The 22,397-nt window shown below is 46.2% G+C and carries 20 protein-coding genes and 1 pseudogene; 11 read left to right on the top strand and 10 right to left on the bottom strand.

Annotated elements, in window-relative coordinates; translation table 11 throughout:
* Positions 1–114: 114 nt before the first annotated feature.
* A complete protein-coding gene (locus HFV01_RS08520) occupies positions 115–3,603 on the bottom strand; it encodes a HEAT repeat domain-containing protein (protein ID WP_193521002.1) in 3,489 nt (1,162 codons plus the stop codon).
* A gap of 206 nt (positions 3,604–3,809) precedes the next feature.
* On the opposite strand from HFV01_RS08520, the gene HFV01_RS08525 reads away from it, so the two are divergent.
* Positions 3,810–4,022 (top strand): hypothetical protein, encoded by a 213-nt coding sequence (locus tag HFV01_RS08525; protein ID WP_193521003.1) that lies wholly within the window; start codon positions 3,810–3,812, stop codon positions 4,020–4,022.
* A 192-nt stretch (positions 4,023–4,214) separates the two neighbouring features.
* A complete protein-coding gene (locus HFV01_RS08530) occupies positions 4,215–4,847 on the top strand; it encodes a Uma2 family endonuclease (protein WP_193521004.1) in 633 nt (210 codons plus the stop codon).
* A gap of 47 nt (positions 4,848–4,894) precedes the next feature.
* On the opposite strand, the pseudogene HFV01_RS32025 reads toward HFV01_RS08530, so the two are convergent.
* The 6 genes and pseudogenes from HFV01_RS32025 to HFV01_RS08555 form a co-directional block, all read right to left on the bottom strand.
* Positions 4,895–4,978, bottom strand: a pseudogene (locus tag HFV01_RS32025) (Uma2 family endonuclease); the annotation flags it as partial.
* Positions 4,979–4,992: 14 nt separating this feature from the next.
* A complete protein-coding gene (locus HFV01_RS08535) occupies positions 4,993–5,337 on the bottom strand; it encodes a HepT-like ribonuclease domain-containing protein (RefSeq protein ID WP_008049718.1) in 345 nt (114 codons plus the stop codon).
* Complete coding sequence (locus HFV01_RS08540) at positions 5,334–5,624, bottom strand: nucleotidyltransferase family protein (RefSeq protein ID WP_006624758.1); 291 nt, start codon at positions 5,622–5,624, stop codon at positions 5,334–5,336. Before HFV01_RS08540 ends, HFV01_RS08535 begins: the two co-directional genes overlap by 4 nt.
* A 28-nt stretch (positions 5,625–5,652) precedes the next feature.
* On the bottom strand, positions 5,653–6,312 hold the full coding sequence (locus HFV01_RS08545; RefSeq protein ID WP_006669981.1) for a Uma2 family endonuclease: 660 nt from the start codon (positions 6,310–6,312) through the stop codon (positions 5,653–5,655).
* A gap of 111 nt (positions 6,313–6,423) precedes the next feature.
* Complete coding sequence (locus tag HFV01_RS08550; RefSeq protein WP_006669982.1) at positions 6,424–6,693, bottom strand: ribbon-helix-helix domain-containing protein; 270 nt, start codon at positions 6,691–6,693, stop codon at positions 6,424–6,426.
* A 14-nt stretch (positions 6,694–6,707) separates the two neighbouring features.
* Positions 6,708–7,367, bottom strand: coding sequence for a Uma2 family endonuclease (locus HFV01_RS08555; RefSeq protein WP_193521005.1), 660 nt, complete (start codon positions 7,365–7,367; stop codon positions 6,708–6,710).
* 405 nt (positions 7,368–7,772) lie between these two features.
* Between HFV01_RS08555 and HFV01_RS08560 the strand changes: the two genes are divergently transcribed.
* Entirely contained in the window at positions 7,773–9,512 is a 1,740-nt protein-coding gene (locus HFV01_RS08560; protein ID WP_006624761.1) for a diflavin flavoprotein, read from the top strand.
* A 93-nt stretch (positions 9,513–9,605) separates the two neighbouring features.
* Entirely contained in the window at positions 9,606–11,330 is a 1,725-nt protein-coding gene (locus HFV01_RS08565) for a diflavin flavoprotein (protein ID WP_193521006.1), read from the top strand.
* A 935-nt stretch (positions 11,331–12,265) separates the two neighbouring features.
* Here HFV01_RS08565 and HFV01_RS08570 read toward each other — a convergent pair.
* Positions 12,266–13,075 (bottom strand): nuclear transport factor 2 family protein, encoded by an 810-nt coding sequence (locus tag HFV01_RS08570; protein ID WP_006669986.1) that lies wholly within the window; start codon positions 13,073–13,075, stop codon positions 12,266–12,268.
* A 136-nt stretch (positions 13,076–13,211) separates the two neighbouring features.
* Between HFV01_RS08570 and murG the strand changes: the two genes are divergently transcribed.
* Positions 13,212–14,276, top strand: coding sequence for an undecaprenyldiphospho-muramoylpentapeptide beta-N-acetylglucosaminyltransferase (murG, locus tag HFV01_RS08575; RefSeq protein ID WP_193521007.1), 1,065 nt, complete (start codon positions 13,212–13,214; stop codon positions 14,274–14,276).
* A 135-nt stretch (positions 14,277–14,411) separates the two neighbouring features.
* Positions 14,412–15,068, top strand: coding sequence for a pentapeptide repeat-containing protein (locus tag HFV01_RS08580; protein WP_006624766.1), 657 nt, complete (start codon positions 14,412–14,414; stop codon positions 15,066–15,068).
* Positions 15,069–15,147: 79 nt separating this feature from the next.
* Here HFV01_RS08580 and HFV01_RS08585 read toward each other — a convergent pair whose 3' ends face one another.
* Positions 15,148–15,453 (bottom strand): hypothetical protein, encoded by a 306-nt coding sequence (locus tag HFV01_RS08585; protein ID WP_006624767.1) that lies wholly within the window; start codon positions 15,451–15,453, stop codon positions 15,148–15,150.
* Between the two features lie 164 nt (positions 15,454–15,617).
* Here HFV01_RS08585 and HFV01_RS08590 point away from each other — a divergent pair, with 164 nt between their 5' ends.
* From HFV01_RS08590 to rsmD, 5 genes are all read left to right on the top strand, one after another.
* The gene (locus HFV01_RS08590; protein ID WP_006669988.1) at positions 15,618–17,804 is read left to right on the top strand and encodes an O-linked N-acetylglucosamine transferase, SPINDLY family protein; all 2,187 of its coding nucleotides are present in this window, start codon (positions 15,618–15,620) and stop codon (positions 17,802–17,804) included.
* A 96-nt stretch (positions 17,805–17,900) separates the two neighbouring features.
* Positions 17,901–18,758, top strand: coding sequence for a serine/threonine protein kinase (locus tag HFV01_RS30315; protein WP_318286221.1), 858 nt, complete (start codon positions 17,901–17,903; stop codon positions 18,756–18,758).
* A gap of 38 nt (positions 18,759–18,796) precedes the next feature.
* Positions 18,797–20,122 (top strand): tetratricopeptide repeat protein, encoded by a 1,326-nt coding sequence (locus HFV01_RS30320; RefSeq protein WP_318286222.1) that lies wholly within the window; start codon positions 18,797–18,799, stop codon positions 20,120–20,122.
* Between the two features lie 203 nt (positions 20,123–20,325).
* A complete protein-coding gene (gene hisH, locus HFV01_RS08600; RefSeq protein ID WP_006624770.1) occupies positions 20,326–20,976 on the top strand; it encodes an imidazole glycerol phosphate synthase subunit HisH in 651 nt (216 codons plus the stop codon).
* Positions 20,977–20,985: 9 nt separating this feature from the next.
* Positions 20,986–21,537 (top strand): 16S rRNA (guanine(966)-N(2))-methyltransferase RsmD, encoded by a 552-nt coding sequence (gene rsmD, locus HFV01_RS08605; RefSeq protein ID WP_187758093.1) that lies wholly within the window; start codon positions 20,986–20,988, stop codon positions 21,535–21,537.
* On the opposite strand, the gene mazG is transcribed toward rsmD, so the two are convergent.
* Positions 21,518–22,351: a nucleoside triphosphate pyrophosphohydrolase gene (gene mazG / locus HFV01_RS08610; protein ID WP_006669989.1), complete on the bottom strand. Its 834-nt coding sequence runs from the start codon at positions 22,349–22,351 to the stop codon at positions 21,518–21,520. The genes rsmD and mazG overlap by 20 nt on opposite strands.
* Between the last annotated feature and the right edge of the window lie 46 nt (positions 22,352–22,397).

Consider the following 22,397-nt stretch of genomic DNA (forward strand, 5'->3'; position numbering starts at 1 on the left):
GGAATTTCTATCATGCCTTGTTTGATTTTCGCTTTAAATTCAAAAGAATTAACCATTTTTTTACCTTTTTTGTCTATTAATCTATGGATATTTTAACCTAAAAAATGCCAATCCTCAAATCTCCCCTAACCAGGTTTCGATCGCAGATATCAGATTCCGTTGATTGGGGGGAAAGCCTTTTAAGGGCGCTTCTAGGGGGTCGTCGGTGAGAAATGCGATCGCAATTACCCCCGTCAGTTTTTGGCAAAAGGCCATGAGTTCTGGGGTGGGTTGGGTCGGGGTGGAAACCGTTTCGCTACCGAAGAGGATGGCACGGTGGGGGAGGAGGTTACCGCGTTTTAGGGTTTTGAGGTGGCGGCGCAGTTCAGCGGGGGTGGCGGGTTCCGGGGGGTCTTCGTCGGGACAGGTGATTTCCCAAATCAGTTCGCTGAGGGTGAGGGCGATTTCCCGTTCGCGGGTTTCGTCAGCGAGGAGGTCCGCGTTGAGGTAATACAGGGGCAGGTGTTGCAGGGATTCGCAGGTGAGGGGAGAGGCGAAAGAGGGTTCGCCGCTATGGGGGGAGGTGGGGGGATTGTGCCATGCTTGGTAAAATTCGGGATAGGGCAGATTTTCGGCACAATTCCAGAGGACGTTGTAGGATGGATGGAATCGTTTAAAGTTGTTTTGGTCAACTCCATCGCTGAGGTTGTGTTTTAAGGCGGTGACAACCCCTGCATATTGTTGGGGGGTAGTGAGGATTTTTGGCAGACTCAAAGCTAACCGCCAGCGGGTATCTTCATCCTCAGTAGTTTCTATAAGTTTAACCAAAACAGCGATCGCCTCGGGATTCCCTGGGTTGATTTCCCCTAAACTCTGAGCCGCCCACATCCTGTTTTTTTCATCCTCAGTGGTGGTGATAACATTGACCAACCCAGCGATCGCTTTACAATTTCCCGGGTCAATCCTCCCTAAACTCGCCGCCACACGCCAACGGATATCTTCAGACTCAGTGTTTGCGATAATGTTCTGCAAATTAGCGATCGCCTCGGGATTTCTTTGTCCGATTTTTTCTAAGGTCTCAGCCGCCATCCAACGGATATCTTTAGACTTAGTGTTTGCCATTATTTTGACCAAACCAGAGATGGCTTGAGGATTTCCCTGTCCGATTTTCTCTAGCAACAAAACCGCATCCAGCCGGGTATATCCAGACGGACTGGTTTCGATAACTTCGAGTAAATCCGCAATTTCTTGAGAGTTTACTGTGTTAATTTTATCTGGGCTCTCAGACGCTTGCCGCGAGGTATCTTTATCCCCGTTGGAGATTCTAATTGTGTTCCAAGGGCAAACTTTAGCATTTTTGGGATCAATTTTTTTTAAAATCAACATTGCCTGCATCCGGGTATCTTCATCTGGGCAATTATCAATAATTGCACTCAGTTCTGTAATCGTCAGCCGTCGAATGGTCTCATGTATCGCCTTTCTTGCCCCTTCTTCAACCGCTGCGCGAAAAGTCATCCATTTTGGCTTCTGAATGTCGAACTCACTCAACCCCCACTTCACCACCTGTCGCACAATCCCAGCAGCCAGGGAACAAGCCTTAAATTCATTAATTCCTGCTGCTGCTAAAAAATAGGCTTGATATTCATAAAATTCTCTATCTACTTTCTCAAAATTCCACTCTCCACAACCATCCTTAAACTCAACCAACCCCCGAATAAACCCCTCCTTCTCATCCTCCCCAACATCCTCACGCCCCAACCACAACAAAATCACCTGCTTCCACTGCGGTTCAAAAATCCGATACCGCTTCCCCTCCACCGGACGATCGCAATGATCCTTCGGCAGAAAATAATCCCAATCCTCCACCGCCAACGCCGCAAAATACTCCTGAAACGTCGCATGATAAAACGTATAGACTTTTTCGCGGCGACTTTCCTCCGCTACTCCCACCTCATTCAACCAGCTTAACTTCAACGCCAGAGGAAACAACGACCCCGCCGCCTTCGGTTTCCCCAAATGCTCACATACCAACCGATGAGTTAACCGAAATCGACTCGTTTCCGCCTCTAGGGATGCCTTCGCCAACTCTCCCAAAGCCGCATTTAACTGTTCCTTTTCCTCCTCCGTCACCGGAAAAGCCGTTTCCTTCCACCCATAGACCGACTCCACAAACCCCGCATACAAGTCCGCCATCGTTTCCGGTAGCGCATCCTCCACCTTCCAAGTCGCACATAACAACGTTAACCGCAGGGGATTGCGGCATAAATCCTTAATCCGTTCCTTCCCGGACTCTTGCAACTCTGACCACAAGGATTCCGCTAACTGGACATCCTCACCCTCCGCCACCAACCCCCGAAACCAGCGCCGGATAAACTCCTGCATTTTTTCATCCTGAAACGGTTGGGTGAGATAGGTTTGAAACCCCTGTAACTGGCTGGGGTTCCCTTGCCACAAATTCAAGCGACAGGTCATGATAATCTGTGCCTTGCTCACCCAACCTTGTAAATCTAAAGACTGTTGCTCACTCTGACTCATTTCATCGAAGCCATCTAAAAGCAGCCAGACTGCACCTGCCTCAAATTTTTTCCTCCAGTCTGCTTTGATTTGCTCCGTTGCATCAACTAATGTTTGATCAATCCAATTTTCTTTTAAATATTTGTGGAGTGGCTGATTGCCCAATTTTGCCAAGGATACCCAAACCACTAAATCATCGGTTTTTTGTAATAACCAAAATGCTAATTTTTGGAGTAACGTTGTTTTGCCCGCTCCCGCTTCTCCAACAATAGCAATATTTTTCTCGGTGCGTTCGCGAACGATTTTATCACGAAATTTTTCGTAAGCGAACTTTTCCTTTTCCTGCACTTCCTGCCTGGTGAAAAAGTCCGAACCTCTTTCCGGGTCAATATCTTGGGGGTGTTTTGGTTTCTCACTCTGTTTCGGTTTCACCAGGGCTAAATCGACAAACAAATCCTCATCAATTAAGTTGCGATCGCGATTTCCATCAACCTGACCGATAATTTCATTAATGGTTAAGTATTTCTGTTTAAGTAACATACGACGGCAAATATCTTGCCATTCATCAATGACATATTCTACCTGAAACTTCCCAATTTTTGTGTTAATCAGGGTTTTAAGTTGCTCATACCCGGTTTGGGAACTCTCCACAATCAGGATAATACTGCCTTCCTCAACCTTGGTAATGGAGAGGGTTTTATCCTTGAGGCGGTTTTGCAGGGTAGTGGTAATTTCGGTGAGTTGCCGTTGCGCTTCTTGATAGTTGCCTTTGAGTCCTAAAATGCAGCGATTGAGGGTTTGAGGGCGATCTATTATTATAAATTGCTCAATCAGCCATTGCCGCAAAATCCCCAATTTTCCCCGAGAGGACTGTTGGAGTTGGGGACAATCTGCCTGAAACTTTTTATAAATTTCTTGCATTCGCTTGGTGACAGTATCGACACCAATTTTATGCTTGACATCGGAAATTCCTTCATTGAGTATCTCGGTAAATTGGGCTTCAGTTTTAATATAACGCTCTTTCTCTGGAAATCGCTTCAATAAAGTCTCTGTCTCTTCTGGGGAGAGGCTGTGATTTTTGGCTTGTTGTCGGAGAAAGTCTTGCCACATTGCCCTGACCTCGACTCAGTGGATTCTGTTTCAAGTCTAGTTGATTTGAGTCTAAAAGTCAATTTAAATGCTATAAAATCATACCTTTCCACTTAATTCCACTTAATTATACTTAATTCTATTTGTGCTTCCAATTCACGGCTGTAGCCCGCCTATAGTCTAGGTTTTGTGATTCTAAACCAGACTAAAAATGAGGTTAATTAGCCATGATAGATGTGCAAGACAAATTCAAACAACGCGCCGCCTTAGAAGACGCATATAGTAATTTCGTCGAACCCTATGTTAATGAGGTGATGGAAATTCAGCTTAATTCCTCCTTAGAGACTCCTCCGGCTCCGGTGATGTCGGCTTGTTTGGGCTGTGTATCGGGATGGTTGCTGCTGACGTTCGTTTATTGTCTGTGGATGCGGGGACGGTGAGGGGGTTTGGGATGAAATCTCTCAAAATTGGGGGCGGTGAATGGTTGGGTTTCGCGCTTCGCTGCACCCAACCTACCAGACCAAGGCGCGGTCAATCTCTCGTTAAGTGAAATCATCCAGGGGTTTGGGTAAGTTTGATCTGGCGGTGAGTACATTACAATACTGATCAGGCAAAAATACAGAGGTCAAGAAATGTTGACCGTCGTTTCACCGCAAAAACTTTATCTTTCCGCCGGAACAGTAATGCGATCGCCTGCGACCTGGCAGGAATATCAAGCATTGTGCGAACAGCGGGGAGATGGTTCCATTCCTCGGCTTAAATATCGTTCTGGGGAAGTATTGTTGATGTCGCCTTTACCTAAGCATGGTCGAGATGTGAGTTTAATTGCTGCCATCATTACAACCTTGCTGGATCATCAGGAGCGAGAATACGATGCTTTCACACCCGTGACAATGCAACTGCCAGAAGAAAGCGGGATTGAACCAGATTATTGTTTCTACATTGACCATTGGCAAGCGGTTTCCGGTAAAGAACGGATTGATTGGCGCAATGACCCCCCGCCAGATTTGGTGTTAGAAATTGACATCACCAGCTACTCAGATGTGCAGGATTATCTGCCCTATCAAGTGCCAGAAGTCTGGCTATTTCGGAACCAGCAACTGATGATTTACCAACTTCAGGGCAATGAATACGGCATCACATCCCAAAGCCAATATTTCCCGGCGGTAAATCCAGCGGCTCTCGTTGCTCAATGTTTACAAATTGCCTATCAGAGAAATACCAGTGCAGCCATTCGTGATCTCAAGCAGCAACTCGGAGGGTAGGAGAGCGGAGAAAAGGTTGACATACTCTCCAGAAGATTCTCCAAACATCACTTTTGTTGAATAAAGGCTTGATGTTCTGGGGAAGCTAGTCCCCCTTGTAGGGTTTCCCAAACGGCGGCGAGGTTATTTTGCTATGACCTTCCTGCTATTCCGGGTGTTCTAAGTAGCGCACGATATTTTCTATGCTTTGCTTGAGCCATGGAAGTTCTTGCTCTACGACAACCCAAACCATATCCAAGTCAATTTCAAAGTAGTTGTGAGCTAAGATATTCCGCATTCCGATGATGTTTTTCCAAGGTATTTCTGGATGCTGGCTTCTGATTTCTGAAGTCAGCGCGCGGGCAGCTTCTCCGATGATTTGAAGGTTTTGTATAAACCAAGTCTGGATCAGTTCATTTTGCTCATAAGCCGATCGCCCCTGAACAGCATATCGCTCAATGCGTTCTATTGCTTCCAACATATCCAGCAATTTTTCGAGATCGCTTCTCATAACCGTATCGCTTCCGCTAGGACTTGTTGGCGAATCCTAGGACGTAACCCCTTCTCTGTGATAATATCAACCCGACAGCCTAGTAACTCTTGGAGTTCCATCAGCAGTCCACCCATATCCAGCAAGCTGCGTCCGGGCTGCATTTCCACCAAAAAATCTACATCACTATCCGCATCGGCTTCCCCCCGTGCCACGGAGCCAAAAACACGGATATTGCTGGCTCCATACTGGGCAGCTAATGCCAAAATTTCCTCTCGTTTCTCTTGCAGTCGCTCTGGTAAATTCATCAGTCGTTAAGTTGTTCTAACCTCTGTTTTAATCCGGTTGAATAAAGGCTTGATGTTCTGGGGAAGCTAGTCCCCCTTGTAGGGTTTCCAAAACGGCGGCGAGATTATTTTGTAATAGTTGCCTTGCGTTTAACCATAAACCGGGAAACACCCGACTGCACAAAATCCCCTCATCATTGGGAGAAAGAGACTGATAAACTCCCTCCTCCAGATAAAACCAATCTAGTTTTTGGTCGAAGATTTGCCACACTAGATATTCTTGCACCCCATTGCGCCGATAAACCCGTTTTTTATCCCCTAAATCGATCGCCGCACTACTAGCCGCAATTTCTACCACCAATTCCGGTGCGCCTTGAATGTAGCCTTCTGAGGTCAGTTGGGAACTTCCCCCCGGAATCAACAAAACTCCATCGGGTTGAAATTCGTTGTCGGAGTCCAGGCGAACCGTCGGTTCAATGCCTATTTCTGTCCCTGGGGTTGCCATTTTATAAGTCCATAGCAACCCGATTAAATCCGCGTGGGGTTTCGCATGGGTGGTAAACCGCAGGGGTGATGCCATATAAACTACTCCTTCAATTAATTCCGCTTTCTGATGGGTAGTCATGGCGGCGTAACGTTGCTCAAATTCTCGGTAAGTTAGGCGATCGCCATTTTCCAAAGGCGGATAGATGGGAGATTGAATCTGCATAGTATCGACCAGAGACTAGGGGACAGTTTGATTATAACAATTCCGTCATCGCCATCTATTGTTAAATGTTTGTATCTCGGCTGGCGGAAGATGTAAACCGACAAATATTAGTCATAAATCATCTTGATGGCCACGTTGTTGTAGCTTCTGTTGCAGTTGGCAGAAAACTGTTTCCCCATCAACAACCTCACCCCCTTCGGAAGCAGCAACACCAACCATAATTTCCCGTTGCAATTCCTCAAACCGCCGTTGATAAATGCGTTCTCGGTCTGCTAACAGCCTAATACCTGCGACGATCGCATCTTCAGCCGAAGCATACTTACCGCTTTCTACCAGACTTTCCAGAAACTGCTCAATTTCTGAACTTAACGATATATTCATTTCTCACCTCTGTTTTAATCCGGTTGAATAAAGGCTTGATGTTCTGGGGAAGCTAGTCCCCCTTGTAGGGTTTCCAAAACGGCGGCGAGATTATTTTGTAATAGTTGCGTTGCGTTTAACCATAAACCGGGAAACACCCGACTGCACAAAATCCCCTCATCATTGGGAGAAAGAGACTGATAAACTCCCTCCTCCAGATAAAACCAATCTAGTTTTTGGTCGAAGATTTGCCACACTAGATATTCTTGCACGCCATTGCGCCGATAAACCCGTTTTTTATCCCCTAAATCGATCGCCGCACTACTAGCCGCAATTTCTACCACCAATTCCGGTGCGCCTTGAATGTAGCCTTCTGAGGTGAGTTGGGAACTTCCCCCCGGAATCAACAAAACTCCATCGGGTTGAAATTCGTTGTCCGAGTCCAGGCGAACCGTCGGTTCAATACCCATTGCGGTGGAAGGGGTAGCGGCTTGATAAACCCCTAACCAGGTGATGAGACGACCGTGGGGTTCTGCATGGGTGGTAAACCGCCGAGGTGATGCCATATAAACTACTCCTTCAATTAATTCCGCTTTCTGATCTGTAGTCATGGCGGCGTAACGTTGCTCAAATTCTCGGTAAGTTAGGCGATCGCCATTTTCCAAAGGCGGATAGATAGGAGATTGAATCTGCATAGTATCGACCAGAGACTAGGGGACAGTTTGATTATAACAATTCCGTCATCGCCATCTATTGTTAATCGTAATTCATGGGGGCGATTTCCCATTGGTGATAATTATTTGATTACCCCCCCATTGGCGATACTTAGGTTAATTTCATCGGCGTTAAGATTTCTTGAGCATATTCACCTATACCATCATCTCAGGTGCGATCGCACTTTGGCGACCTTCTCTGGTGGGAATTGAGCCGCAGTTTTTCCCAAATTTAACCATCATCAGAAAAGCCGGGAGAGTTGGGTGTTGAGTTTTGTGGGTCTTAACCCATTGATAGATTTTTCAAACCCCCACAGATTCGGTATCCGTGTCAGAATATCTGTAAACTTGCACATTATTAGATAGCTAAATTTTGGGAGGTCATACATGGTAGCCCTCACTGACCGGGTTAAAGCAGGTCGGTTGACCGTTGAGGTAGCAGAAGTTACTACAGACACCACCACCATTCGATCGCTTGATTGGGACCGCGATCGCTTTGATATCGAATTTGGTCTGCAAAACGGTACAACCTATAACTCATTTATCATTCGTGGCGACCAAACCGCCTTAGTAGATACATCCCACGCCAAATTTCGGCAACTATACCTAGACACTCTCCAAGGATTAATCGACCCCGCCGCCATTGATTATCTGATTATTAGCCATACAGAACCCGACCACAGCGGTTTAGTCGCCGATATTCTGCAACTTGCGCCCCAAATTACCGTCGTCGGCGCAAAAGTTGCCATTCAATTTTTAGAAAACCTAGTTCATCAACCCTTTAAGTCTCAACAAGTTAAAAACGGTGATACATTAGACCTCGGTAACGGTCATGTGCTGGAATTCGTTTCCGCGCCTAACCTGCACTGGCCTGATACTATTTTCACCTACGATCGCCAAACCGAAACTCTCTTTACCTGCGACGCTTTCGGAATGCACTACTGTTCCGATCTCACCTACGACTCAAACCTCGCTGACATTGAGGCTGATTATCGATTCTACTATGAATGTTTGATGGCTCCCAACGCCCGGTCTGTTCTCAGCGCCATTAAGCGTATGAGACAACTGGGAAATATTACCACGATCGCCACCGGACACGGCCCCCTACTGCGCCATAACGTTCAGGAATTGACCGATCGCTATCAAAAATGGAGTCAGGAACAGTCCAAAGCCGAAACCACGGCGGCGGTATTTTACTATTCCGATTTCGGTTATAGCGATCGCCTTTCTCAAGCGATCGCCCACGGAATTACCAAAACTGGTGTCGCTGTCGAAATGATGGATCTGCGATCGGCTGATAACCAGGAAATCCGCGAGTTAGCTAGTATGGCTACCGGATTAGTCATCGGAATGCCTCCCGTATCTGGTCAAGATGCCGAACTCGCCCAGGAAGCCGAGGAAGCCATCAGCACCATTTTAGCATCTACCAACAAAAAGCAAACCTTTGGTTTGTACGAATCTGGTAGCGGTAATGATTTGTCTGTTTACCCCCTGGAAGTCAAGTTTAAAGCCGCCGGACTTAAACCCGCTTTTCCCTCAATTCGGATTACAGAAACCCCCACCGAAAACACCTATAAACTCTGTGATGAAGCCGGAACCGATATGGGACAGTTACTCAGTCGGGATAAGGCTATTAAGCAGATGAAATCCCTAGATAGCGATGTTGATAAAGCCTTGGGTCGCATTAGTGGCGGGTTATATATTATCACCGCGACTAAAGGGGAAGTGAGTAGCGCTATGTTGGCTTCCTGGGTGTCTCAGGCGAGTTTTGAACCTCTGGGGTTAACTATTGCGGTCGCTAAAGATAGGGCGATCGAAGCCCTAATGCAGGTGGGTGATACCTTTGTTCTCAATGTGTTGGAGGAGAACAATTATCAAGCCTTAATGAAGCATTTTCTCAAGCGTTTTCCCCCTGGTGCCGACCGTTTTGAAGGTGTGAAAACTCAAGCCGCTAATAATGGCAGTCCGATTTTAAATGATGCTCTGGCTTATCTGGAATGTCAGGTCGCTAGTCGCATGGAATTAACCGATCATTGGATTGTTTATGCCACTATTGATGGCGGTCGCGTTAGTAACCCTGATGCTTTACCAGCCGTTCATCATCGCAAGGTGGGAAATCACTACTAAAAAATTCCCTGATGGCGGGTTGATTCATATCTAAATATGGCTAAATCACCCGCCTTTCCTGGGTTGCTATGTTCACCACATTACTTTAAAAAAATGTATAATTCAAAAGCTCGTGATGTTCAAGTTTTCTTGATTGGGAATGATACAAAAGTTTTGCGATCGCGCACTTGGGATAGACTCAAGTTTGAGGTAGAATATTCCCTACAACGGGGGACTACAGCTAATAGTTATCTCATCGAAGCTGACCAAGTGGCGATTATCGACCCTCCCGGAGAATCTTTTACCGCCAACTATCTGAAATCCCTGGAAGACCGCTTAGATTTTAACAACCTAAAATATGTGATTTTAGGGCATTTTAACGCTAACCGAGGTGCGACAATTAAAGCATTGTTAGAAAAGGCTCCCCAAATTACTTGGGTGTGTTCTAACCCCGCTACCTTGGCGCTGCGGGAATCTTTCCCAGAATTAACCTTAAATATTTTAACAGTTAAAAGTGAGGAAAAATTAAACCTGGGTCGCGGACATGAACTGCAATTAATCACCGCACCAACTCCCCGATGGCCTGATGGTCTATTGACCTATGACCCCTGTACTAAAATCCTGTTTACAGATAAGTTTTTTGGCGCTCATGTCTGCGGTGATCAAGTCTTTGATGAAGGCTGGTCAGTCTACAACGAAGACCGCCGGTTTTATTATGACTGTCTCCATGCGGCACAACCCAAAAAAATTCTGTCAATCTTAGATAAAATTGCTGAGTTATCACCCATTGAATTTTATGCCACGGGTCACGGTCCCTTAGTTCGCTATGGGATGAATGAATTAACTAATTTATATCGACAATGGAGTGAAAAACAAAAATCTCAGGATTTGAATGTGGCGCTGCTATATGCTTCTGCTTACGGGAATACCGCCTCTATTGCTAATGCGATCGCCAGAGGATTAACTAGGTCGGGAGTAGCGGTAGAATTGATTAATTGTGAACACGCTAAATCTACCGAAATTCAAACATCCGTTGAAAAATGCGATGGATTTATTATCGGTTCCCCTACCCTCGGCGGTCATGCTCCCACCCAAATACAAACCGCTTTGGGAATTATTCTAAATACCGCATCAACTAATAAATTAGCCGGGGTTTTTGGTTCCTTTGGTTGGAGTGGAGAGGCGGTAGATTTAATCGCGGATAAGTTAAAAGATGCTGGCTATAAATTCGGCTTTGAACCAATTAGGGTCAAGTTTAAACCCACAGATATCACCCTACAAACCTGCGAGGAAACTGCTATTGATTTCGCCCAAATGTTGCGACGTGACCAAAAACGCCGCGCTCTCAAATCTACTTCCCAGTCTGCTAGTGCTGACCGAACCGCTCAGGCTGTAGGTCGTTTGGTGGGTTCCCTGTGCGTGGTCTCCTGTCGCCGTGGAGAGGTGGTAAGTGGGATGTTGGCTTCGTGGGTATCTCAAGCTACTTTTACCCCCCCAGGATTGACTGTGGCTGTGGCTCGCGATCGCGCTATGGAATCCATGACTCACATAGGCGATCGCTTTGTTTTAAACATTTTGGACGAAGGTAAACAACTGCGTAAACACTTTATGAAAAAGTTTGCTCCCGGTGAGGATAGATTTGCATCCTTATCAACCACAGAAGCCTCTAACGGATGTCTGATTTTAAATGATGCTTTGGCTTATTTGGAATGTGAGGTAAAAAACCGCATGGAATGCGGCGACCACTGGGTTATTTATGCTCAAGTCCAAAACGGCAAACTATTAAATAATGAAGGTGTAACAGCAGTTCACTATCGCAAAACCGGAACTTTTTACTAATCTTCTCCTCAAAAGGCGGGTTGATCAATCTTCCCCTTGGGAGGTGAGCAAATACCCGGTTTGGAGAGGGCGGGTTGATCAATCTTTCTGTGGGGAGGTGAGCAAATACCCGGTTTGGAGAGGGCGGGTTGATCAATCTTTCTGTGGGGAGGTGAGCAAATACCCGGTTTGGAGAGGGCGGGTTGATCAATCTTTCTGTGGGGAGGTGAGCAAATACCCGGTTTGGAGAGGGCGGGTTGATCAATCTTTCTGTGGGGAGGTGAGCAAATACCCGGTTTGGAGAGGGCGGGTTTATCAGTCTTCCTGTGGGGAGGTGAGCAAATACCCGGTTTGGAGAGGGCGGGTTGATCAATCTTTCTGTGGGGAGGTGAGCAAATACCCGGTTTGGAGAGGGCGGGTTTATCAGTCTTCCTGTGGGGAGGTGAGCAAATACCCGGTTTGGAGAGGGCGGGTTGATCAGTCTTCCTGTGGGGAGGTGAGCAAATACCCGGTTTGGAGAGGGCGGGTTGATCAGTCTTCCTGTGGGGAGGTGAGCAAATACCCGGTTTGGAGAGGGCGGGTTGATCAATCTTCCTGTGGGGAGGTGAGCAAATACCCGGTTTGGAGAGGGCGGGTTGATCAGTCTTCCTGTGGGGAGGTGAGCAAATACCCGGTTTGGAGAGGGCGGGTTGATCAGTCTTCCTGTGGGGAGGTGAGCAAATACCCGGTTTGGAGAGGGCGGGTTGATCAATCTTCCTGTGGGGAGGTGAGCAAATACCCGGTTTGGAGAGGGCGGGTTGATCAGTCTTCCTGTGGGGAGGTGAGCAAATACCCGGTTTGGAGAGGGCGGGTTGATCAGTCTTCCTGTGGGGAGGTGAGGAACTCGGAGAACCCGCCCCTACAGGATCTAACTTACCCAGTAGGGGCGAAAAATTGGTCGCCCCTATCATATCGATTTAATCGACAACTCTCATGCGCTGGGTAATGGAAGTAATACCATCACGACGCATAAGAATAGTAGAAACCCAGCTATCCTCAGGTGATGTGGGCGCTTGACCAATTTTGAAAATACCACCAGAAGTTAAAAACTGAATAGATACAGGCGTAGGCTCAAAGTAAGCATTAGTATTAACAGGTTGGACGATCGCCCCTCCAATCAACAATTCCGAACCTAGGGGTTCTTCGACTATAGCATCAAGGCTGAATTCTCGACCAGTGGTCACCTGTTGAGGAATATTCAATGTAACAGTTGGGGGAGCCTCACCAGAAGTTAACTGATTGCGTTCGGCTAAAATTTCTTGAGCCACAATCATATCATTCTCAATGCGCTGTTGGGAAGTAATCGTCGATCGCAAAATTACATCGCGATCGGGAAAGCGTTTCACCCCTTCAATTTCCGTAACCGTTGTCGCAATAATCGCATTTCCATCTCGTTCCCAATCCTGCAAAGTCGTGCGATAATTAAGAGAGTAGTATTGTTCCCAAAAATGCCTTAACCCCCGTTTTAAAGTATCATGATTTAAACCATCAGTATTTTGAAAATCGGGAGCATAAAACCTCATCAACGCTTCCAGATTTTGGCGATTAGCTTCAGTCTCAATATTTTCTAACAGCATTTTCAGTTCCGGTGGGGCGGTGGCTGGTTCCTCAGCCCAAGCGCGATCGCTCCCCCAGCCTAAACCGCACCAGAGAGCAATTGTCAGAATGGCTGATAAAACTGGGGAAAAAGCCGGGTAGCGCAGCGGAAAAATCACAAAGCGGGTCATAAGTATAGTTGTCAGGTGTGCGTCTTGGTTGTAAAGTGATCAGCAGTTAGGGATTTCCGTTAGGAATGCCCCCTCATGATGGCTCGATGTGTTTTGATTGTAGCGAAATTATTGAATATCGAAAGGAAAAGCAGCCTTGACCGAGACACCCACGCGATTATTAGTTGCAGCCAGTGGTACTGGAGGGCATCTATTTCCGGCGATCGCCACCGCCGACAGTTTAAGTGATTATCACATCGAATGGCTAGGCGTTCCAGACCGCCTGGAAACCCAGTTAGTTCCGCAAAAGTATCCGATCCATACTATCGCCGTGGGTGGATTTCAGGGAAAACCCGGCTTAGGAACTCTCATGACCGGGACTCGTCTAGCTACCGCTATCCTCAAAGCCCGCCACCTCCTCAAACAGGGTAATTTTCAAGGCGTATTCACTACAGGCGGTTATATTGCCGCCCCCGCCATTTTAGCAGCTCGTTCCCTCCGTTTACCCATAATTCTCCATGAGTCTAACGCCCTTCCCGGTAAAGTCACCCGCTGGTTAGCCCCTCGCTGTACCCAGGTGGCGATCGGCTTCGCCGTGGCTGCTAGATATCTTCCCAAGGCACAAACTACCGTCGTGGGTACTCCTGTACGCGCCGACTTTACCAACGAGTCAGAACCCTTGGAATTCCCTATTCCTGACCATGCGCCACTGGTCGTAGTTTTAGGAGGTTCTCAGGGCGCTGTCGCTGTCAATCGCTTAGTCAGGGCTGCTGCACCAGCTTGGTTAGAAGCAGGTATTTGGATAGTTCACCTCACCGGAAATCTCGACCCCGATGCACACAGCCTCCAGCATCCCCACTATATTGCTATGCCTTTTTATGATCATATAGCTCCTCTGCTGAAACGCGCTAATTTCGCAGTTAGTCGCGCCGGGGCGGGGACTTTAACTGAATTGGCGATTACTAAAACCCCCGCTATTCTGATTCCCTATCCCTACGCCGCCGAAGACCACCAAACTTTTAACGCCAAGGTTTTTGCCCAACAAGGGGCGGCGGTATTAATTCAACAGCAGGACTTGACACCAGAACAACTTCAAGGTAAAGTTTTGTATCTATTGGGTGACTCTACAGAACTCAATCGGATGGCTGAGGCGGCTGGGTCCTTGGCAGTAGTTGATAGCGCTAACCGCCTAGCTGAGGTGGTTAGGGCTGTTGTCGTGTAGATATAAAATGCGATCGCAGCATCTATTTTAGCTCCTGACTGTGATCTCGATCAGCTTACGGTGAGATTTTACTCATTTCTTTTTGGCTCAAAATGAGTCATAGTATATAGTATCGAGAGTCGAGGAGGGTGTGGGATGAAATTATTAACTTACGCGGCCGCAACATTAATTATTACCATTGGTATCACTACTGCAGTTCGTGCAGAAAACCCCGCCCACCTGAAGCAGTTGCTGGAGACTAAAAGCTGTGAGGGATGTGACCTGACCGGGGCACAGTTACAAGGATTAGACCTTAATGGTGCTAACCTAAGAAGGGCTGATCTAACTGGCGCTAACCTCGCGGGTGCTAATTTGAACGAGGCTAACTTCAACCGGGCTATCCTGGTTGATGCCAACCTAGCAGATACTACCCTGATTGCAGCTAAACTCCACGGCGCTGACTTAACCCGTACTAACTTGAGGAATGCTAATCTAACCCTAGCGGGGATGGTGATTGCTGACCTGACTGAGGCGAACCTGAGAGGCGCAAATCTAGTTGGTGCGAATTTGGAAAGTGCTGATTTAACTGGGGCGAATCTTCAAAATGTTCGTCAGTCTGTAGTTAGTTTGGGTTTGGTGCGTCTTCAAGAAGGCAGCCTATATGGCTTTGATATCATTGGTGTTAATTTGCGGGATACTGATTTAACAGGAACTAATCTAAGTGGGGCTGATTTGACTGCATCAGACTTAGCAGGCGCTAATTTGGATGATGCCAATTTATTCAATACTAATTTAATGAATGCCAGACGTTAGGAACCTGCTGAATTATCTGAACGTCAAAAGGAGGGGTGTAGCCTGGCTAGATCCCTCCTTCGTTGATTTTGAGATAGCTTTAAGATTCTTTGAGAGGATCAATATTGACGTGCATTTTCGATTTGCTTTCCTCATATTTCTCGGAATTGCCATCTCGATTTAATCGGGCTAATCCCCATACTAGGCTGACTAATGCTGCTTGACAAACGGCATTATTGCCTTCAGCGTTGGCTTTATCTATTAATGATTCATTGTTAGATTCATTGTTAACTGTTGGCTTATCCGTAATAACACCTCCTTCGTATTTCAGACTGGCTGAGTCGATCGCAGTTAAAGGTTCATATAATACTATTGTAGTCTCAATTTGCTCTTTTTGTGTATACAAGAGTCGATAGCCTCTATCGGGATCAAGGATAAATATGAGTCACTGATCAAGATCCTCCCTGTACAGTTGTCGGTCATAACAGGTTATGATAGAAAAATTAGGGTATCTCAGAATTGACTGAACCCATTTTGACGCAATTTTAACCATCCAACGAGATCCTACAAATGTCTTCCCAGTTACCTCCTGTTTCTAACTCCCCATCTAACCAGAGTCCTGAAGTATTATTACACCAGGCTGAGACTTCTTATCTTCAGGGAGAGTATGATCAGGCGATCGCCGCCTGTCAAAGGGCGTTAGAATTGAAACCTAACTGGCCTCCGGTTTATGTGACTATGGGTAATGTGTCTCAGGGTCGGGGTCAAATTGAAGAGGCGATCCGATGCTATGCCAAGGCTTTAGAATTTGACCCGAATTTACCCCAAGCCCATGCTAACTTGGGTAGTATGTTCTATAAACAAGGAAAATTGGAATCGGCGATCGACAGTTATCAAAAAGCGATCGCCCTCAAGCCAGATTTAACCGCAGTTTATGTTAACCTCGCCCGTGCTTTGCGACAAATGGGGCGAGAGTCGGAAGCCTTAATTGTTGAACAAAAAGCTAATCAAATTCATTCCTTAACTGGGGGTTCAGTTCATCTTTATAATCAGGGAAATCAACTTTTCAATCAGGGGAAACTAGAAGAGGCGATCGCCCTGTGGAAACAGGCTATTGTCGCTGACCCGAATTTGGCAGAAGCCTACTGTCAACTCGGTATAGTTCATAGACATCAGGGCCAGCCCCAAGAGGCGATTCCCTTCTTAGAAAAGGCGATCGAATTAAAACCCAATTTGGTCGCCGCCCACCAAAATATCTGTGGCATATATCGGGACTCCTCCGACCTCGCCGCCGCCCGCAATGCCGTAGATCGCTACCTGAAAAATTGTAGCAGTATCGACCCGATTATGACCGCCATTTATGCCGTTAGTATCTGTCAGGTTTCCGGTTTAAATGCCGTGGCTTTACCAAGATTTTTGCAGCTAGAATCACAACTGCCCGGTTTACTGGCTCACACCAAACCAGTAGAGATTAAATCCCTTTATGCTAACCTATTATTCGCCCTGCCCTATCTGCGGGATGATTTGGAAAAGAATTATAAACTACAACGATTAATTGGCGATCGCTATGTGAGCCTGATATCTCCTACTTCCACCCCCCCCCGTATTCAAACTACTAAAGGATTTGGCAATATCCCCAGCCCCAAAACCGTTAAAATTGGGATTCTTTCTAAAAACTTTTGTCGTCATTCCGTCGGCTGGTGTAGTGCCGATGTCATTAAAGAATTAGCAGCCCTCAATACAGAAATTTATCTATATTGGAGCGATCGACCTATCCGAGATAAGCAAACTCCAGTATTTGAACAAGTTGCCCACAAAGTTTTTGCCCCCCAAAACTTCCCCCAGGGACTCCCCAACCCCCAAGAAATTGTTAACGCTATTCGCCAAGACCAAATCGATATTCTCCTAGACTTAGACTCTCTCAGTGTGCAAATTAATACCGAAGTTTTAGCCCAAAAACCTGCCCGCTTTTGTATATCTTGGCTAGGTTTTGATAGCCCTCAAATTGCCTCCGATAACTATTTTATTGGCGACCATTATACCCATCCCCCCGGACGAGAATCTTATTATACCGAAAAGTTAATTAGGATGCCTCAGACATTTATGGCAGTCTCTGGCTTTCAGAGAGTATCAGCAGATCCAAATACCCTCAGACAAGCCTACCGTATTAGTCGCGACCAGGTGGTTTATTTGTGTGTAGCACCAGGACGTAAATTTAACCCTGATTTGGTGAAAGCCCAGGTCAATATCCTTAAACAAGTTCCCGACAGTATTTTAGTTCACAAAGCATTAGGAGATACCCAGATAATTCGTGAGACCTATGCGGCGGCTTGTAAGGCGATCGGTGTCGGTCAACATCGCATTAAGCAAATAAGTCGATTTGCTACCGAAGAAGAACACCGCAAAATCTATATGTTGGCAGATGTGCTATTAGATTCCTACCCCTACAATGGTGGTACTCATAGCTTGGAAGCCCTCTGGTTTAATACTCCCCTAGTCACTCGCCGTGGCTCACAATTTTTATCCCGCATGGGTTATTCTTTCTTAAAGGGTGTGGGTGTGGAAATGGGAATAGCCGACTCCTGGGAAGAGTATCAAAATTGCGGTATCCGTTTGGGTATTGAACCTGAACTTAGACAATCAATTCGCCAACAGTTAATGGCATCGAAAAAATCTGAGAATTTAGCCCCTTTATGGAATCCTAAAGCCTTGGCGAAAAATTTATATTCCCAGTTTCAGCAATTACTCAATCAATAAACCTAAAAATTACAATATATTTGACATTCTGGTAAATTTCCGGTATAATCGGGATAGTCGGTGATATAATGGGGTGTATTGTACCCATTCATACCCATGAGCAACCTTCCAGACTTCCAAAATCAAGGTTATCACACCATTAGGCAATTGGGATGTAACCCAGAAGGGGGGCGGATAACCTACCTGGCAACCCATGCCAGAACTAATCAACAGGTGACAATCAAAGAATTTCGCTTTGCGTTTACAGGGGCGAGTTGGGCGGGGCTAAAAGCCCATGAACGGGAAATTGAGATGTTACAACAGATTAGACATCCCCGAATACCACGCTATCTGACATCTTTTGAGACTCCGGCTGGCTTCTGTTTGGTGCAGGAGTACAAAAAGGCACCATCCCTAGAGTCTGGTCAACGCTTCACGCCAGAACAGATTAGGCAAATTGCCATTTCTATATTAGGAATTCTGGTATATTTACAACAGCATAATCCCCCAATTATTCACCGTGATATTAAGCCGGCTAATATTTTAGTAGACGATCGCCTGAATGCTTATCTAGTCGATTTTGGCTTTGCTAAAGTAGGTGGAAAAGATACCGCCACCAGTAGTATCGCCGCTGGGACACCGGGGTTTATGCCACCGGAGGAACTATTTAACCGACCGTTAACAGAATCTTCAGACCTCTACAGTTTGGGGGCTACCCTAATTTGTCTGCTAACAGGGACTCATCCCGCCCATATTGGTCAGCTTATTGATGATAACTATTGTTTCCAATTTAGACAACTGGTAAAAGGTGGCGATCGCCGTTTTTTGGCATGGTTAGAAAGGCTGGTAGAACCTAGCACAAAAAGACGGTTTAAGAATGCCTCCCAAGCCTTATCCGCTTTGACTAGGACGACCACTTCCCGGGACGTAGTTATCTCTCAACTCAAACCCAGACGACCACTTCCCGGGACGTAGTTATCTCTCAACTCAAACCCATTGGGGCGCTATTTTTTATGGTGCTAGTGGGCAATATGGCTATGCAAGAGGCGCGAGATTTTAGCAATTCTCAAGAAGCAAAATTTAGCCGACCATCAGATGGTTTAAGAGTTAGTGCGCCCTGGTCAGAGGCGGTAAAATTACGCCGTCAAGGTCAGAATTTTTTGGATTTACAACAATATGATCAAGCCTTAGCCGCCTATAATCTGGCTTTGGATATTAACCCCAATTATCTGCAAGCCCTAGAGGGTCGCTGTTCAGCATTATATCATTTAGAACAGTATGATCAAGCCCTAAAAAGTTGCGAGGCGGCGATCGCTATTAACTCTCAGTCATATCAGAGTTGGCATCAACGAGGCAACATCTTAAATAAATTAGGGCGATATCGGGAAGCCTTAGAATCTTATAATAAGTCTATTGCGATTCATCCTAATTATGTCCATAGTTGGAATGGTCGCTGCTGGTCTTTGAATAACTTACAGGAGTTTCAGGATGCTTTAAACGCCTGCGATCGCGCTATGGAAATTGATGATAATTCCGAGTGGGTATGGAATAATCGAGGTTATGCTTTAGAGAGATTATCACGCCACCAGGAAGCGCTACAATCCTACAGTCGCGCCCTCAGTATCAACCCTCAGAATACCATGATCGCCCGCAATTATCAACGGGCTACGGAGAGATGGCAGAAAGCAGCTATATCTAACTACACACCTACTGAATTGTTTAATCAGGGAGAAATATCGCGCCATAAAGGTGATTATGAACAGGCTCTAAGTGCCTATAATCAAGCCCTTGCCAAAAATCCTCACTATTTTGATGCCCACCTTTATCGTTGTCGGGTGTTGCGTATTTTAGACAGAATGCCGGAAGCCCTGGGGAGTTGCGATCGCGCCTTAGTAATCAATTCTAACTCCCATTTAGCCTGGGAAAGTCGCGCTTGGGTGTTGCGAGGTTTGGGTCGTTATCGGGATGCTATACAAGCAAGCGATCGCGCTTTAGCAATTAATCCCCACGCCTATTGGTCTTGGATAGAAAAAAGTGTAGCCTTGCGGAATTTAGGGGAATATCAACAAGCATTAGAGGCGGCGCAAAAGGCGATCGCCATTGACCCCAATCAACTAAATGGCTGGTTAGACACGGGGATAGCCTTAAATCATTTGGGCCTTTATGAACAGGCATTAATAGCCCTAAATAAAGCCCTAAATGCCGACCCCAAAGACCGAGAAGTGTGGCATCAAAGGGGATTAGCTTTAGAGGGTTTAAACCGCGATGCAGAAGCCACCGATGCCTATAATCAAGCCTTAATCTTGGATTTGAAAAGTCAACAGCCAACCGCCAACTGAGCCATCAATTACAACCTGTTCAGAAATCATCTGATCACATCTCAAAGTCCCTCTCCCTCTTTGGGATCCAGATTTAGGGTGAGGGCAATATATTAAGCGACTGGTGAACAAGCTGTAATGATTGAAATCATCATCAACTCTAAAATGTTCCCAAATTGTCCGTAAATATGAGATAATATCAAATGGTGGCTTGAGGGATAGAGATGGCGAGAATCGCAGTAATTGACTATGATATGGGTAATCTGCACTCCGTCTGTAAAGGCTTGGAAAATGCAGGAGGAACCCCAGAAATTACCGATGATCCAAAGGTGATCAGTGCGGCTGATGGTGTGCTTTTACCAGGAGTAGGGGCTTTTGACCCGGCGGTACAACATCTGCGATCGCGTAATCTCATTGAACCCATTAAACAGGTAATTGCGGACGGTGTGCCATTTTTGGGGATTTGTTTAGGGTTGCAAATTTTGTTCGAGTCCGGGGAAGAAGGGGACGAACCCGGGTTAGGAATTTTTCCAGGTAAAGTGCGACGGTTTAAATCCGAACCCGGACTGACTATTCCTCACATGGGTTGGAATCAACTAACATTTACTCAACCATCAGTCAGTCTTTGGGAAAATTTAGGAGATAATCCCTGGGTGTATTTTGTGCATTCCTATTATGTCGATCCGGCTGATGCGACAATTACCGCCGCCACTATCACCCACGGAAGCCAAACCGTCACTGCTGCGATCGCTTACCAAAATGTGATGGCGGTACAATTCCACCCCGAAAAATCCTCAGTCGCCGGACTGCAATTATTATCTAATTTTGTGCAGTTGGTGAACTCTTCTCAGAAGGTAATTACTTCGATGGGATAGTGTTCACAGATGGCCTTGAGAATTTATGGTAATCGCCAACTAAAAACCCTCCCCGGACAAAATACCCGACCTACTCCCTCACGGGTCAGGGAAGCCGTGTTTAATATTTGGCAGGACATTACTGGATGTCGTTGGCTGGATCTTTGTGCTGGTAGTGGGTCAATGGGGGCAGAGGCCCTATGTCGTGGGGCGGCGATGGCAGTGGCGATCGAACAGTCGGGGTCAGCTTGTCAAATTATTAAGCAAAATTGGCAGCAAGTGGCTACACCAGAACAACAGTTTCGCGTCCTACGGGGAGATGTAGTTAAACGGCTAAAATCCTTAGCCGCCGAGGAGTTCGATCGCATTTATTTTGACCCACCATATACAGCCAATTTATATGAACCTGTCCTAGAAGCGATCGCCAAATATTCCCTACTCGCCGCCGGAGGAGAGTTAATTGCTGAACATGACCCAAAACGAGAAATGGTAGAGGTTTCCGGTTTAGCGATCGTCCGCCAAAAAGTCTACGGAGGATGTGCGATCGCCTTTTATGAACCGATTAATTCCCCTGTTCCTTAATGATAGCTTTAGCCCTATCCCATAAGACATCTAATTCCGCTAGGGTGTAGTCTGCTAAAGGGCGATCGCAGGCTGCCTCTACCATAGAAAATCGGCGAATAAACTTATGATTAGTCTCCCGTAGTGCTTCATGAGGGTCGATATCATACCAACGAGCTAAATTGACTAACACGAATAAAATATCTCCCAATTCCGCTTGTTGTTCTGCCTTATCTTGGTGGTGTAAGGCTTCTTCAAATTCCGCCAATTCCTCATGAAACTTATCCCAAACCCCCTCAATATTATCCCACTCAAAGCCAACAGCAGCCGTTTTTTTAGATAATTTCATAGCTGCTATGAGAGGCGGAAGTTGTCGGGAATAACGGTTTAATTTAGCACTCAAAGACTGGGAATCTTGATGATTTCCCGCTTCTTTATCCTTAATAGCTTCCCAGTTTTCGTGTACTTCTTCGACGCTATCAACCTTCACATCTGCGAAAACGTGGGGATGTCTGCGGATGAGTTTTTCCGTAATACCAGCCGCCACATCAGCCAGGGAAAATTGCTGAGATTCGCTGGCAATTTGAGCCTGGAGAACTACTTGCAATAATAAATCTCCTAATTCATCAGCGATCGCTTTTGGGTCTCCCGTAGCGATCGCATCAACTACCTCATAGGCTTCTTCCAGAATATAAGGGGTTAAACTTTGGGGAGTTTGAGCCAAATCCCAAGGACACCCACCATCAGGCGATCGTAATTTAGCCACCACATCAATTAGTTCTTGCAAGGCATTTAGGGTGTCGTTTTCCCGTTGATTATGACTAGATTCAGACATATTGATTAATAGGGTCGGATTATACAAATTTGACTCACTGATAAAA

It is taken from the genome of Limnospira fusiformis SAG 85.79, assembly GCF_012516315.1.
GTDB classification, from domain to species: Bacteria; Cyanobacteriota; Cyanobacteriia; order Cyanobacteriales; family Microcoleaceae; genus Limnospira; species Limnospira fusiformis.

What these genes read in the sequence shown, in the direction of transcription:
- HFV01_RS08520 (WP_193521002.1), bottom strand. Translation starts at nt 3,603, where the DNA reads ATGTGGCAAGACTTTCTCCGACAACAAGCCAAAAATCACAGCCTCTCC.
- HFV01_RS08525 (WP_193521003.1), top strand. Translation starts at nt 3,810, where the DNA reads ATGATAGATGTGCAAGACAAATTCAAACAACGCGCCGCCTTAGAAGAC.
- HFV01_RS08530 (WP_193521004.1), top strand. Translation starts at nt 4,215, where the DNA reads ATGTTGACCGTCGTTTCACCGCAAAAACTTTATCTTTCCGCCGGAACA.
- HFV01_RS08535 (WP_008049718.1), bottom strand. Translation starts at nt 5,337, where the DNA reads ATGAGAAGCGATCTCGAAAAATTGCTGGATATGTTGGAAGCAATAGAA.
- HFV01_RS08540 (WP_006624758.1), bottom strand. Translation starts at nt 5,624, where the DNA reads ATGAATTTACCAGAGCGACTGCAAGAGAAACGAGAGGAAATTTTGGCA.
- HFV01_RS08545 (WP_006669981.1), bottom strand. Translation starts at nt 6,312, where the DNA reads ATGCAGATTCAATCTCCCATCTATCCGCCTTTGGAAAATGGCGATCGC.
- HFV01_RS08550 (WP_006669982.1), bottom strand. Translation starts at nt 6,693, where the DNA reads ATGAATATATCGTTAAGTTCAGAAATTGAGCAGTTTCTGGAAAGTCTG.
- HFV01_RS08555 (WP_193521005.1), bottom strand. Translation starts at nt 7,367, where the DNA reads ATGCAGATTCAATCTCCTATCTATCCGCCTTTGGAAAATGGCGATCGC.
- HFV01_RS08560 (WP_006624761.1), top strand. Translation starts at nt 7,773, where the DNA reads ATGGTAGCCCTCACTGACCGGGTTAAAGCAGGTCGGTTGACCGTTGAG.
- HFV01_RS08565 (WP_193521006.1), top strand. Translation starts at nt 9,606, where the DNA reads ATGTATAATTCAAAAGCTCGTGATGTTCAAGTTTTCTTGATTGGGAAT.
- HFV01_RS08570 (WP_006669986.1), bottom strand. Translation starts at nt 13,075, where the DNA reads ATGACCCGCTTTGTGATTTTTCCGCTGCGCTACCCGGCTTTTTCCCCA.
- HFV01_RS08580 (WP_006624766.1), top strand. Translation starts at nt 14,412, where the DNA reads ATGAAATTATTAACTTACGCGGCCGCAACATTAATTATTACCATTGGT.
- HFV01_RS08590 (WP_006669988.1), top strand. Translation starts at nt 15,618, where the DNA reads ATGTCTTCCCAGTTACCTCCTGTTTCTAACTCCCCATCTAACCAGAGT.
- HFV01_RS30315 (WP_318286221.1), top strand. Translation starts at nt 17,901, where the DNA reads ATGAGCAACCTTCCAGACTTCCAAAATCAAGGTTATCACACCATTAGG.
- HFV01_RS30320 (WP_318286222.1), top strand. Translation starts at nt 18,797, where the DNA reads ATGGTGCTAGTGGGCAATATGGCTATGCAAGAGGCGCGAGATTTTAGC.
- hisH (WP_006624770.1), top strand. Translation starts at nt 20,326, where the DNA reads ATGGCGAGAATCGCAGTAATTGACTATGATATGGGTAATCTGCACTCC.
- rsmD (WP_187758093.1), top strand. Translation starts at nt 20,986, where the DNA reads ATGGCCTTGAGAATTTATGGTAATCGCCAACTAAAAACCCTCCCCGGA.
- mazG (WP_006669989.1), bottom strand. Translation starts at nt 22,351, where the DNA reads ATGTCTGAATCTAGTCATAATCAACGGGAAAACGACACCCTAAATGCC.